This window comes from Rhizobium sp. M10, assembly GCF_002531955.1.
In the GTDB taxonomy this organism is placed as follows: Bacteria; Pseudomonadota; Alphaproteobacteria; order Rhizobiales; family Rhizobiaceae; genus Rhizobium; species Rhizobium etli_C.
In genome coordinates this window covers 45,037-57,904 of record NZ_NWTA01000030.1, presented here as the reverse complement: position 1 = coordinate 57,904, position 12,868 = coordinate 45,037, and the positions used below count along the sequence as shown (strand labels likewise).

The 12,868-nt window shown below is 61.5% G+C and carries 16 protein-coding genes; 10 read left to right on the top strand and 6 right to left on the bottom strand.

Annotated elements, in window-relative coordinates; all coding sequences use genetic code 11:
- Nucleotides 1-423 (bottom strand): hypothetical protein (locus CO671_RS34035; protein WP_210201923.1); only part of this gene is annotated, 423 nt, incomplete at its 3' end.
- Between the two features lie 3 nt (nt 424-426).
- Between CO671_RS34035 and CO671_RS29750 the strand changes: the two genes are divergently transcribed.
- The 6 genes from CO671_RS29750 (at nt 427) to ugpC (ending at nt 7,601) form a co-directional block, all read left to right on the top strand.
- Nucleotides 427-1,416, top strand: a complete 990-nt coding sequence (locus CO671_RS29750; RefSeq protein WP_097608916.1) for a LacI family DNA-binding transcriptional regulator — start codon at nt 427-429, stop codon at nt 1,414-1,416.
- 54 nt (nt 1,417-1,470) lie between these two features.
- Complete coding sequence (locus CO671_RS29745; RefSeq protein WP_097608912.1) at nt 1,471-2,709, top strand: sugar ABC transporter substrate-binding protein; 1,239 nt, start codon at nt 1,471-1,473, stop codon at nt 2,707-2,709.
- A 75-nt stretch (nt 2,710-2,784) separates the two neighbouring features.
- Nucleotides 2,785-3,699: a sugar ABC transporter permease gene (locus CO671_RS29740; RefSeq protein WP_097608911.1), complete on the top strand. Its 915-nt coding sequence runs from the start codon at nt 2,785-2,787 to the stop codon at nt 3,697-3,699.
- On the top strand, nt 3,699-4,562 hold the full coding sequence (locus CO671_RS29735; protein ID WP_097608910.1) for a carbohydrate ABC transporter permease: 864 nt from the start codon (nt 3,699-3,701) through the stop codon (nt 4,560-4,562). Before CO671_RS29740 ends, CO671_RS29735 begins: the two co-directional genes overlap by 1 nt.
- A gap of 19 nt (nt 4,563-4,581) precedes the next feature.
- Nucleotides 4,582-6,504, top strand: a complete 1,923-nt coding sequence (locus CO671_RS29730; RefSeq protein ID WP_097608909.1) for a glycoside hydrolase family 127 protein — start codon at nt 4,582-4,584, stop codon at nt 6,502-6,504.
- 11 nt (nt 6,505-6,515) lie between these two features.
- Complete coding sequence (gene ugpC / locus CO671_RS29725; RefSeq protein WP_097608908.1) at nt 6,516-7,601, top strand: sn-glycerol-3-phosphate ABC transporter ATP-binding protein UgpC; 1,086 nt, start codon at nt 6,516-6,518, stop codon at nt 7,599-7,601.
- A gap of 40 nt (nt 7,602-7,641) precedes the next feature.
- Here the strand turns inward: ugpC and dxr are convergent, their stop codons facing one another.
- Nucleotides 7,642-8,832, bottom strand: a complete 1,191-nt coding sequence (gene dxr, locus CO671_RS29720) for a 1-deoxy-D-xylulose-5-phosphate reductoisomerase (protein WP_097608907.1) — start codon at nt 8,830-8,832, stop codon at nt 7,642-7,644.
- A 372-nt stretch (nt 8,833-9,204) separates the two neighbouring features.
- Between dxr and CO671_RS29715 the strand changes: the two genes are divergently transcribed.
- Nucleotides 9,205-9,858 carry a hypothetical protein gene (locus CO671_RS29715; protein WP_097608915.1) on the top strand — a complete coding sequence of 218 codons (654 nt, stop codon included), beginning with the start codon at nt 9,205-9,207 and terminating at the stop codon, nt 9,856-9,858.
- A gap of 62 nt (nt 9,859-9,920) precedes the next feature.
- The gene (locus CO671_RS29710; protein WP_010034950.1) at nt 9,921-10,211 is read left to right on the top strand and encodes a BON domain-containing protein; all 291 of its coding nucleotides are present in this window, start codon (nt 9,921-9,923) and stop codon (nt 10,209-10,211) included.
- Between the two features lie 119 nt (nt 10,212-10,330).
- On the opposite strand, the gene CO671_RS33910 is transcribed toward CO671_RS29710, so the two are convergent.
- A complete protein-coding gene (locus CO671_RS33910; protein WP_010034942.1) occupies nt 10,331-10,483 on the bottom strand; it encodes a hypothetical protein in 153 nt (50 codons plus the stop codon).
- Nucleotides 10,484-10,587: 104 nt separating this feature from the next.
- On the bottom strand, nt 10,588-10,854 hold the full coding sequence (locus tag CO671_RS29705; protein ID WP_010034937.1) for a hypothetical protein: 267 nt from the start codon (nt 10,852-10,854) through the stop codon (nt 10,588-10,590).
- Nucleotides 10,855-11,020: 166 nt separating this feature from the next.
- Between CO671_RS29705 and CO671_RS29700 the strand changes: the two genes are divergently transcribed.
- Together CO671_RS29700 and CO671_RS29695 are read left to right on the top strand one after the other, a co-directional pair.
- Nucleotides 11,021-11,539: a DUF2937 family protein gene (locus CO671_RS29700; RefSeq protein ID WP_097608906.1), complete on the top strand. Its 519-nt coding sequence runs from the start codon at nt 11,021-11,023 to the stop codon at nt 11,537-11,539.
- Nucleotides 11,540-11,632: 93 nt separating this feature from the next.
- Nucleotides 11,633-11,878: a DUF982 domain-containing protein gene (locus CO671_RS29695; protein WP_097608905.1), complete on the top strand. Its 246-nt coding sequence runs from the start codon at nt 11,633-11,635 to the stop codon at nt 11,876-11,878.
- Nucleotides 11,879-12,000: 122 nt separating this feature from the next.
- Here CO671_RS29695 and CO671_RS29690 read toward each other — a convergent pair whose 3' ends face one another.
- Both CO671_RS29690 and CO671_RS29685 read right to left on the bottom strand, forming a co-directional pair.
- Complete coding sequence (locus tag CO671_RS29690) at nt 12,001-12,243, bottom strand: hypothetical protein (protein WP_097608904.1); 243 nt, start codon at nt 12,241-12,243, stop codon at nt 12,001-12,003.
- Nucleotides 12,244-12,289: 46 nt separating this feature from the next.
- On the bottom strand, nt 12,290-12,754 hold the full coding sequence (locus CO671_RS29685; RefSeq protein WP_097608903.1) for a hypothetical protein: 465 nt from the start codon (nt 12,752-12,754) through the stop codon (nt 12,290-12,292).
- Nucleotides 12,755-12,868: the final 114 nt, after the last annotated feature.

The window sequence follows — 12,868 nt, the reverse complement described above, 5'->3', positions numbered from 1 at the left end:
TCCGACGCCGATATCGCCCATCTCGTCGACGCCCTGCACTCGCTCTGGTCGCGCTGCGCGCTGGCAAGGCACGTCGCCTGATTCTCTAATATTGCCCTGTTCGAATCGCGGCCAGAATCTCGATCCGAGGTTCTGGCCGCGATCGGTTTTGCGGCCGTGAGGCTTCGCCCCTAAACCTTTTCTGCCTGAACAGTGCCATCCGGCGCTGGTGCAGTGGACGCGCCTATCGGTCTCGAGGACCGATAAAATTCCGTGCGCTTGCTTTTCACCGTGCAGCAGCATCTTCGATGCCGGCCTTCCGAATCGTATGAGAAAACCTTTTCTCACTTGACACAAGAATTGGTAAAAGCTTTTCTCAAGCCACTTCAGAAGGAGGAAGCTCTGAACCTGACGGGAGGAAAAAGAGGCAGGATCACCATCCATGAGGTGGCGTCGGCGGCCGGGGTGAGTATTTCGACGGCGTCGAAGGCGCTCAACGATACCGGCCGGATGGGAGCGGAAACGCGCGAGCGGGTGAAGCGGATCGCCGGCGAAATCGGATATCGACCGAATGCGCTGGCGAGAGGTCTGCTCAGCAAGCGCAGCTTCACCGTCGGACTGCTGACGAACGACACTTACGGCCGTTTCACGCTGCCTGTGATGGCGGGCATTTCGGACGCTCTCGTCGATCATGGGGTTTCGGTTTTCCTGTGCGCCATCGAAGACGATCCGGCGCTCGCCCAGACCCATGTCGATGCGATGCTGGACAAGCAGGTCGACGGCATCATTGCGACGGGCAAGCGGCTGGACCGGCGTCTGCCGGTCGATCTGTCGAATTTGCATGTGCCCGTCGTCTACGCCTTCACCGAGGGGACGCAGAACAGCGTTACCTTCCGTTCGGACGATGAACAGGGTGCGAGACTGGCCGTCGAATGGCTGCTCAAGACCGGGCGGCGGCGGATCGCACATATCACCGGGCCGGAGGAGTTTTTTTCGGTGCGGGAGCGTGCCGGCGCCTATCATGAGGTGGCGGGCCATCGCGAGCCGGTGCTTTACGGCGTCTGGTCTGAAAGCTGGGGCCATGACGCTGTGGAGCAGCTTTGGAAGCGGCCGGGCGAAAAGCCGGATGCGCTCTTCTGCGGCAACGACCAGATCGCCCGCGGCGCGGTGGATGCGCTGCGCGAGCGCGGCATCAAGGTGCCGCAGGACGTTTCGGTCATCGGCTTCGACAATTGGGAGATCGTCGCGGCCCAGACGCGGCCGCCGCTGACGACGGTGGATATGGAACTGAAGGAGCTCGGGCGGCAGGCCGGATTGACGGTGCTGGCGCTTGCGGAAGGACGGCCGGTCGAGCCGGGTGTCAGGAAATTGCCGTGCCGGCTCGTCGTCCGGCAGTCATGCGGGGGTAACCCCCCAGGGAATGAGACCAAGGAGTGAGACCAAGGGAATGAGCGAAGGCGCGAGGAGATGCGCCATATTGGGAGGAATGTCATGATCAAGCGTCTATTGGCGGCGACCGGCATCGCTACCTTATGCCTGGTGTCGGCTGCGTCGGCTGCCGAAAATGTCGAAATGTGGGTTCGCTCGGGAATCGGCGACGCTTTCAAGAAGGTCGTCGAAGCCTATAATTCCAGCCATGAGAACAAGGTCGTGATGACCGAAGTGCCGTTCTCCGAACTGGTGCAGAAATATGCGACCGCGATTGCCGGCGGGCAGGCGCCCGACGCCCTGTCGATGGATCTCATCTACAACCCCGCCTTCGCCGCGGCCGGCCAGCTGGAAGACCTGACGGACTGGGCAAAGTCGCTTCCCTATTTCAATTCACTGTCGCCGTCGCATGTCCGCCTCGGCACCTATCAGGACAAGGTCTACGGCCTGCCGCTTTCGGTCGAAACCTCCGTCTTTGCCTGGAACAAGGATCTCTACAAGAAGGCCGGTCTCGACCCGGAGAAAGCGCCGGCGAGCTGGGAGGAAATCACCGCCAACGCCGAGAAGATCCGGGCGCTGGGTGACGACACTTACGGCTTCTATTTCTCCGGCGGCGGTTGCGGCGGCTGCATGATCTTCACCTTCACGCCGCTCGTCTGGGGTGCCGGCGCCGACATCCTGTCGGCCGACAGCAAGACGGCAACACTCGATACGCCGCAGATGCGCAAGGCGGTCGACATCTACCGCAACATGGTCAAGAAGGACCTGGTGCCGGCGGGTGCGGCCAGCGACAACGGCACCAACTTCCTGACCTTCACCAACGGCAAGATCGGTCAGCAAAGCCTCGGCGCCTTTGCCATCGGAACGCTGGTGACCCAGCATCCCGAGATCAATTTCGGCGTGACCCTCATTCCCGGCGTCGATGGCAAGCCTTCATCCTTTGCCGGCGGCGACAACTTCGTCATCACCAAGGGAACGAAGAAGATCGACGCGGTGAAGGAGTTCCTCGAATATATCTATTCGATGGACGGCCAGAAGATCATGGCGAAATATGGCAGCCTGCCGACGCGCGGCGATATCGCCGACAAGGTGCTGGAGGGCCTCGATCCGCGTATGCAGGTCGGCCTCAAGGCGATCAGCGTCGCCAAGACCCCCTATACGCTGCAGTTCAACGACCTGATCAACAGCGCCAACGGCCCATGGGCAAGCTTCACCAACGCCGCCATCTTCGGCGACGATGTCGACGGCGCGTTTTCGAGCGCCCAGTCGGAAATGCAATCGATCATCGATAGCGGCCAGTAGACTCTCCCGCGGCCGCGGCCGGGGAGCGGTGGCAGCTTCCCGGCCAATTCCAATTCAAAGATGCGGAGCGTTTCGATGACCGGTTCCGGCTCAGAGATACTATTGCCTCGGCGCAGGCGACGGCGCAAATCGAACTGGCGCGGCCTTGCCTATATCGCGCCTGCCATGGCGCTGGTCATCGTCTTCTTCATCATGCCGGTTCTGTTCACGGGATGGATGAGCCTGCACAACTGGCCGCTGATGGGGGCGTCGCGCTGGATCGGCTTCAACAACTATTACCGCATGGTCAACGACACCCGCTTCATGACGGCGCTGAATTTCACCGCCTATTACACGATCATCGTCACCATCGCGATCTTCGCCGTCGCCTTTCCGCTCGCCATCTTCGTCGAAAAGGAACGCCAGTTCGTCAGCGCCTATCGCACCATCATCTTCCTGCCTGTCGTCGTCGGCCTTGCCACCGCCTCGCTGCTCTGGGTCTGGCTCGCCAATGTCGATAGCGGCTTCATCGGCCCGGCCCTGAAGGCGCTCGGCCTCGTCGAAAAGAGCCCCAATCTGCTGGCGACCTTCGATACCGCGTTTCTGACTGTGGTGGCGATGGTCGTCTGGAAGATCGCCGGCTTCACCATGATCATTCTGCTGACCGGGCTGCAGGCCATTCCGTCCGAACTGACGGAGGCGGCCCGCATCGACGGCGCCGGCCGCTGGCAGCGTTTCCGGCACCTGACGCTGCCGCTGATGCGCAAGACGATCGCCTTGGCGCTGATCGTCTCGGTCACCGGCTCGATCCTCGCCTTCGACCAGTTCTACATCATGACGTCGGGCGGGCCGCAGAACAAGATGATCTCGGTGGTCTATTACATCTTCAACCAGTCCTTCGTGTCGTTCAATCTCGGTTATGGCGCTGCGCTGTCGATCGTGCTTCTCGCCATCCTGGTGGCGATCAGCATCGTGCAGCTCTGGCTGCTGCGTGTCGGGGAGGAGCGCTGATGACCACGTCAAGGGAACGCCGGACGCGCAAGGCGATCCGCGTGAAGTCCGTCTATCATCTCACCGGCATCGCCATTTCGATCTTCTTCCTGGCGCCCTTCGCGATCACGCTGCTCGCCTCCTTCCGGCAGGGCACGGAGGCCAGTCTGCCGCCCCTGCCGCCATGGCCGACATCCGGCGTCAGCTTCGATGCCTATGCGCTGCTCGATACGTTCGGCGCCGGCATCTGGCGGCACATGATCAATTCGCTGTTCGTCTCGGTCGCCACCGTCGTGCTCACTGTTCTCGTCAGCCTGCTCGCCGGCTACGGCTTCTCGCGTTATCGCTTCCCGATGAAGAACGCGCTCTTCGTGCTGATCATCGCCACGCTGATGATCCCGTTCCAGTCGATCCTGACGCCGCTCTTCATTATCCTGGCAAAGCTCGGCCTCAACAATTCGCTCATCGGGCTGACCCTCGTCTATGTGACGCTGCAGCTGCCCTTCTCGGTCTTCATGATGCGCAACGCCTTTGACGCCGTGCCGAAGGAGATCGAGGAGGCCGCCCGCATCGACGGGGCGCGCGACCTCCGGCTTCTTGCCCGCGTTCTCTTGCCGTTGGTGCTGCCCGGTGTCGCGACGGTGGCGATCTTTGCCTTCCTCAATGCCTGGAACGAGTTTCTTGCCGCTCTCGTGCTGCTCTCCAGCAACGAGAAATACACCCTGCCGGTGCTGATGACGGCGGTCCGCGCCGGTCGCCTCGGCGCCATCAACTGGGGAGCGGTCCAGGCCGGCGTCATCGTCATGACGATCCCCTGCCTGATCGTCTTCCTGCTCCTGCAACGCTACTACATGCGCGGGCTGATGGCCGGCGCGGTGAAATGAACGAGAGAAAGTCGAGCCCATGACCAAATCAAGCAATGACCGCCAGTTTCGTCCCGTCGCCGTTCCCGATGTCGATCTCGGCGGCTTCTGGGGCAAATGGCAGGATGCCGTCTGCAATTCCACCGCCGAGACGCTGCTCGACCGCTGCGTCGAGGCCGGCATGCTCAAGGCGATCGACGTCGATCAGCCCAGCCCCGGCGTCGTCATTCCCATTCAGCCCTGGGGCGGGACGACGCAGATGTTCTGGGATTCCGATCTCGGCAAGTCGATCGAGACCATCGCCTATTCGCTCTACCGCCGGCCGAACCCGAAGCTCGAGGCGCGCGCCGACGAGATCATCGACATGTATGAGCGGATGCAGGACAAGGACGGCTACCTGAACGCCTGGTTCCAGCGCGTCGAACCATCGCGCCGGTGGACCAACCTGCGCGATCATCATGAACTCTATTGCGCCGGACACCTGATGGAGGCGGCGGTCGCGTATTATCAGGCGACCGGCAAGCGCAAGCTGCTCGACATCATGTGCCGTTATGCCGATTACATGATCAAGGTTTTCGGCCATGGCGAAGGCCAGATCCCAGGCTATTGCGGCCATGAGGAGATCGAGCTCGCGCTGGTCAAGCTCGCCCGCGTCACGGGCGAGAAGAAATATCTCGACCTGTCGAAATTCTTCATCGACGAACGCGGCACCGAGCCGCATTTCTTCACGGCGGAGGCCGTTCGCGACGGCCGCAGCCTGTCCGATTACCATCAGAAGACCTATGAATATGGGCAGGCGCACCAGCCGGTGCGCGAGCAGAAGAAGGTCGTCGGCCATGCCGTGCGCGCCATGTATCTCTATTCCGGGATGGCCGACATCGCCACCGAATACAGGGACGACAGCCTGACGGCGGCGCTGGAAACGCTGTGGGACGATCTGACGACCAAGCAGATGTACATCACCGGCGGCATCGGGCCGGCCGCGTCGAATGAAGGTTTTACCGATTACTACGATCTGCCCAATGCCACGGCCTATGCGGAGACCTGCGCCTCCGTCGGCCTGGTGTTCTGGGCGAGCCGCATGCTCGGACGCGGTCCGGACCGCCGCTATGCCGACATCATGGAACAGGCGCTCTACAATGGCGCGCTGCCCGGGCTTTCGACCGACGGCAAGACCTTCTTCTATGACAACCCGCTCGAAAGTGCGGGCAAGCACCACCGGTGGAAGTGGCACCATTGCCCCTGCTGCCCACCCAACATCGCCCGGCTGGTGACCTCGATCGGCTCCTATATGTATGCTGTCGCCGACGACGAGATCGCCGTGCATCTCTATGGCGAGAGCACCGCGCGGCTGAAGCTTGCCAACGGCACGCAAGTGGAACTGGAGCAGAGCACCAACTATCCGTGGGACGGTGCGGTGGCCTTTTCCACCAAGATGAAAAAGCCGGCGGCATTCGCGCTGTCGCTGCGCATTCCCGATTGGGCGGAGGGCGCAACCCTCAGCGTCAACGGGACGATGCTCGACCTCAGCACCCATATCCGTGACGGATATGCCAGGATCGATCGGCAATGGGCCGACGGCGATCGCGTCGCCCTTCACCTGCCGCTTTCGCTGCGCCCGCAATATGCCAATCCGAAGGTGCGCCAGGATGCCGGCCGCGTCGCGTTGATGCGCGGCCCGCTCGTCTACTGCGTGGAAACGACGGATAATGGCGAGGATCTCAATGCCATCGTCCTGCCACGCGCGCTGCCGACCGCCGAAACCGTCGTGCTGAAGGACCTCAACGATGCCGTCGCCCTCGATCTCAAGGTCGAACGCGAGGAGACATCGAACTGGGGAGCGCCGCTCTACCGCAAGGCGCCGGCCGAACGGCGGGTCGCCACGGCGCGTTTCGTGCCCTATCATCTCTGGGACAACCGCGCGCCCGGAGAGATGCTCGTCTGGGTCCAGGCGGACAAGTAGGTCGTTTGGGGATGACGAACGGTATGGGCAATAACAGCGTCGTGCTCCAGGACGTGCGAAAAAGCTATGGCAGTCTGCAGGTGGTCCATGGGATCGATCTGACGATCGATGAGGGCGAATTCGTCGTTTTCGTCGGACCGTCCGGCTGCGGAAAATCGACGCTGCTTCGCATGATCGCCGGCCTCGAGGACGTCACCGACGGCGAGATCGAGATCAAGGGACGGCTCGTCACCGATCTCGATCCATCCGAACGCGGCATTGCGATGGTCTTTCAGTCCTACGCGCTCTACCCGCATATGAGCGTGCGGGACAATCTCGCTTTCGGCTTGAAGATGGCGCGCACTGAAGCCGCCGAGATCGAGACGCGCGTCAAGGCCGCCTCCGCGATCCTGAAGATCGACCACCTTCTCGACCGGCGGCCCGGACAGCTTTCCGGCGGCCAGCGCCAGCGCGTGGCGATCGGCAGGGCGATCGTGCGCAAGCCCGATGTCTTCCTGTTCGACGAGCCGCTGTCCAATCTCGATGCGGAGCTGCGCGTTTCCATGCGCATCGAAATCGCCCGCCTGCACCGCGAACTCGGCAATACGATGATTTATGTCACCCACGATCAGACCGAGGCGATGACGCTTGCCGACAAGATCGTCGTGCTGCGCGACGGCCGGGTCGAGCAGGCCGGAACGCCGCGGCAGATCTACGAAGATCCCGCCAATACCTTCGTGGCGGGCTTCATCGGTTCGCCACGGATGAACCTGCTGAATGCCCGCTTTGCCGAGCAAGGCCTGGTCGAAGTCGCCGGCGTCCGCATCGAAACCGCCTTGTCCTGCACCGGCCGGCCGGCCGGAGGCGCCGTGACGCTCGGTCTGCGGCCGGAACATCTGAAGGTGGCGCCCGATCGGTCAGGCAGGCTGGTCGCCACGGTCGATTTCTCGGAATATCTCGGGGGAACGCAATATCTCTACTGTCAGCTCGGCGACCGCCAATCGCTGACCGTCGAGCATCGTTCGCCGGTCAGCATCGCGGCCGGCGATGAGGTCAGCCTGCTGTTTGAGCCGGCCGATTGCCGGTTGTTCGACGAAGGCGGCAACCGGCTGCGGTAATTGCAGCCGTTACAGCGCTCAAGGAATTATGTCGTAGGCCTCAGCCGACGAGATCCAGCTTCATCAATTGCGAAGCCCGCTGCCGGGCCTGGCTGTCGGCGCTGAAAACATCGTCCATTTCGGCAGCCGGCGGCAGGTGGGCCAGATCGTCCATGACCCTCTCGGTGATGTCGGCCATGGCGAGGAAGGACAGGCGTCCTTCGATGAAGGCTTCCAGCGCCACTTCCTTGGCGCCGTTCAGCACAGCGCCCTGGACACCGCCGCGGGTCATCGCAAGACGCGCCAGCCGCAGCGCCGGGAACCGCACCTCATCAGGCGCTTCGAAATCCAGCCTCGCGAGCCTGGCGAAATCCAGCCGCTCGATCGGCAGGTTCGGCCGGCGCGGAAAGGACAGCGCATAACCGATGGCGGTGCGCATATCGGGCGCGCCGAGCTGGGCGAGGACCGAGCCATCGGTATAGCCGACCATCGAATGAATGATCGATTGCGGGTGGAGAATGACCTCGATCTGTTCGGGCGTCAGGCCGAACAGATGCCGGGCTTCGATCATTTCCAGCGCCTTGTTGAACATCGAGGCACTGTCGATCGAAATCTTCAAGCCCATCGACCAGTTCGGATGGGCGCGCGCGGTTTCCACCGTCACATCGGCCATTTCCTTGAGCGAGGCGGTGCGGAAGGGGCCGCCCGATGCCGTCAGGATGACGCGTTCGACGGCGTGGCGCTGGTTTTCTTCCAGCACCTGGAAAATCGCATTGTGCTCGCTGTCGACGGGAAGCAGCCTGCCGCCGCCTTCCCGAATCGACTTGAGGAAGAGGTCGCCGGCCGAGACCAGGCATTCCTTGTTGGCAAGGGCGATATCGGCGCCGCGGCGTGCGGCGGCGAGGGTCGGCGCGAGGCCCGCCGTGCCGACGATTGCCGCCATCACCCAGTCGGCTTCGCGATCGGCGGCTTCCATGAGGCCTGATTTTCCCGAGGCGACCGCGATGCCGCTGCCGGAAAGCGCGCTCTTTAGCGATTCGTAATGCCGGTCGCTGGCTGTCACCGCCAATCGCGCGCCCCATGATTTTGCCTGCCGGGCCAGCAATTCGACATTACCGTTGCCGGTCAGCACGGAAATTTCGAAGTTGTCCCGTCCGCCCAGGTGTTCGACGACATTGAGCGTGTTGCGGCCGATCGAGCCGGTCGAACCGAAGATGCTGAGGCGCCGCGGCGCCGTTTTGCCGGTCGTCATGTGGAATTTCGCGAAAATTTGTCTCGTAGGCTCAGGCTCTACTAGGGTTTGGAAGGTGCGGCAAGTGTGCAGTGCAGCAGATTTCCGCCCTCAAGGGGTTTACAGAGCGGCGGCGAGATGTGATCCTGGCAACATTCCTGAGGGAATCGTCAATCTCAGGCGGCCGCTGATGGTCGCATGGGTATCCAGGGCGCCGCGGCGTCCATTGAACAGGCACCTGGCTGCCGCCGGCCGTTTCGGCCACACATTAAATCGAGGAATGACATTGGGATGGACGGCTTGGCCGCGCTGCTCCCTTGCGGGTTTTCTGTGCGCACTTTTGCTGCGGCATCGCGCCGTTCGGCGAGCAAGCTTGTCAAACGATCGGGTCACATGACGATATTCAAGATAGCTTGCATTCTTTTCACCGTGCTGCCTTTTTCGCTCTCCGCGGCGGCAAAGGCAGATGACCTGCTGATCTGGTCACCCGCCAAGCTTGCGGACCGGTCGTACAAGGCGACGATGGGTTTTCGCCTGCCGGCGGAATGGGAAACAAGCGCCGGCGCCGACATTGCGCTGGCAGCGACGAAAGGCGGCGCGCCGCTGCCCGATTCCGAACAGGCGATGCTCTGGGGCAGAATCGTGAGAACGAACGTCACACCGGCCGGCCAATCCCAGCAGGGTGTGAAGGTCAGCGTCGATACGCTGCGCGGCAGCGGCGCGCTGACGCTCAGCCGTTCGCGCAGCTGGATCCTGTCGGATTCGCTCGACATGCAATCGAGCCGCTCCGTCAGCGTCGGTTACGACCCGGTCGATGCCCGACAGACCTCGGTGACGGCGTCGCAGGCGCTGAAACTCATCCATCCCTGGACAGGAACCTCGCTTTCGGCCGGCGCCGGCCTCAGCAATGTCAGCGGCGACTTCTCCAGTTCGGTGGCCGTCAGCCAGACGATCTTGCCGAACCTCAATCTCGATGCGTCGATGAGCAACCCGTTTTCGGAGGACGAGGCCGGCAGCGTCAATCTGCGCTACCGCCTCAACTGGTAACACGCTGAAACCAAAACCAACCGGCGGGCGTTTCCTTTCAAGGTTTCACAGAGGAACGGGTCATGGTTTTCAAGGAGCAGACATTTCACGGGCTGGAGCCTGAAATGGAAGCGGAAATCGCCAATCGTGCGTCGGTCGAGGCGGCCGTCGCCAATGCGCTGGCGATTGCCGGCGGCATCGATGCGTCCGATGTCGAGGTGACGATGGAAAAAGACCAGATCGTGCTCAGCGGCACGGTCGGCACAGTCGGGGAGATCGAACGGGCGACCGCGGTCGCCATGGCCGTCGAAGGAGTGCATAATGTTCAGAACCGGATCCTCCTTGGCGGGTTCTCCCTGGACGGCACGCATTGATGGTGAGGGGCGCTCCACCGCATTGAAAGGAGCGCAGGTCGATAGGCCATGCTGCCGTGGCTCGATGGCGAGCCGCGCTGGCTTCTCGGTCGGCCATTCTCGGGCCGGCGTTCAGCTGATCAACCGGCGAAGCGCTCGATCAGAAAAGACGAGCCGGCCGGCCGATCGGTCTTCGCCGTGGCCACCGGTCCCTGCAACTGATAGGCGATGGTGAGAAGCAGAGCGCAGACCGCAACATAGGCGATTGCCAGAACAGTCATCTTGATAAGCATGGCGAATACTCCCATTCCGCCCTAAACGCGGCGGAGTTTGCGAAGTTCCTTGCCGGAGGATACCAGATGAAAAGCCCGGCCGAAAGGATCGGCCGGGGTTTGCCTTAGCGGCAGATTCGGGTTTCCTTGATGACCGTATGGCCGTGGCGGCGGATCTTTTCCGTCTTGGTGAAGCAATCGCGGGAAACGTAGCGCCGCCGCATGTCGTGGCGATAATAGGGGCTGTGGTGGCGGTAATAGGGGCGTTCCGAATCACGGTAATAATAGGGGCGGGCGTCATCCGTGGTGATGGTCACACTTGCCGCCTGGGACGGCACGACGGATAAAACGGACGCTGCGGCGAGCGTGCAGGCGAGGATGAGCTGTTTCATGACGAGCCTCTCTTTCTCAGTTGCTCACGGGAGCAACTCGTTTGTCATGGTGTCAACTCACCGGAAGTGTCGCCGGTTCAATCACATAGCGTTACCGATTGTGTCGAAGGCAGAAACCTTTACGACCGCCGATCGTTAGCGCAGGGAACAGCCGGAGGCATCGATCATGGGACCGATTGGAAGGATCATCGCCATCGTCGCCGGGCTTGCCGGCGGCACGGTGTTTTCGCAGGCGCCTGAATTTGCCCAGCAATATCGCCAGCGAATCGGCGGAGCGATCGACGAATTGCGCGTCATCGTCGAGGATTTCAACAGGCAGGCGGCCGAGCACCACCTCGATCGCCAGCAGGCGCTGAACACCTACGCGCAATCTTCCGACGATTTCCTGCGCGACCGCGGCGCCTCCATGCAAAGCACGATTGTCCGCTATGAAACGCTGCAGTCGCAGCAGCTGAAACTCGGCGCCGCCGCCCCCGTCGCCAAGCCGTTCGTGCTCATGGGGGAACCGGATGATGTCGTTTTCGCCAATACCTTGCGGGATTTCGTGCCCGGCGTGCCTATCAGCTTCGCAGGCCTCGTCTGGGGTGCGATTGGTTTTATCAGCGCTTGGGTCGTTGCGGCGCTGCTGGGATTTGGCGCGCGGCGGGTTGTGCGCGGGCGGCGAGCCTCTCCCCAGGCGCGTTGAATCGATGTGGGAAGCAATGCGGTCGGCGCCGATTTGCAAGACGAGATCGATCAGTCTAACTACTCCCACAGCACCCAAGGAAGGCCAAAGAGAATGCAGACCATTTGGACGAAGCCTGTGACGATCGCCCTTGAAGGACCGGATCAATGGGTAGTGATCCAGACCACGCAGGCTGCGACATGGGCGTTGATTGAAGACTGGCCGACAGACGAGGGCCCCGCCCTGGATCGGGCGTGCGCCGTGTGCGCCGATGTCATCTCCGGAAAGCGAAGCCGGGAGGAGGCGCGACAGGCTTTCATCGAGGCTGCGATTGAGGCCGGAATTCCCATCAAGGAATGAAGCCGGCATGCTCTGACTGACTTCTGACGCCCGAGAGGGTGCTGCCGCGCCTGGCGCGCGGCTCTGCTCAAGAACGGGGCGAGATTAGGTTCGGGGATTCTCGCCGGGCGGCGTTCGACTATTTAGTCAGTCTGCTTTTGTGCGCTGATAAACGACGGCGAGGCCACATTGATGATCTTACCCGGAATTGCCATTGAGGTGCCTATGATTTGGCTCTCTCCGCCGTAATTGATCTGCATAGTCCTTGGCTCCGCATCGGCAAGTTTTAACAGCGGATGTTCATAAGATTCGACAACGCCAGAGAACGTCGTTTCATCTCCGCCTTCGAGCATCTTGAATTCATACATTGCCCCGATTTCGAACATTTTCCTGTCCTCTGTTGCAATCCAGTTGTTTTACTCACATCCCGAACTAGCTGGGCTTGCCTGACGCTTTGCCGAAATAGAACCCGAGGATCAAAAGCCACCCGCTGGTGATCCAGTCCGGCACCGCAATCGTTGTGCCAGTGAGGTAAGAAGCAATGAAGCTGGGAACGATCAACACCGTCACGACAAGAGCGATCACGCCCGAGATCACATCACCGTTGGCGAAAATGTCATAGAAGCTGCGAGAATGGCGGGCGCCAACGATCTGAAACAGGAATTCATCGTGGCCGTAGACCTCGATGCTGTTCTTCGTCACGTAAACGCGGTTGCTATAATTTGTAGGTGTGCCGCCCAAAGGGTCTGGAACCTCAAAATTCACTGTGTAAAGCATCCCGTCGAGAAATTTTTCCTGAACATTCTCGATCTTGTGATTTTGCCCAACCGGTGTCCGCCGGCCCACCGCCTGTAGCACCTGGTCATCAAGATTCGACGCCTTGCGATAATCTGCCATCCATAAAACCCCTAGCCTCGAAGCGAAGCTGCCAGAGGGGCGACTGAGTCGCAACATATCGCGCTGCATGTTGCACGGATTCGCCGGCAGGCCCGAGAAACCCTTGGAAATGCA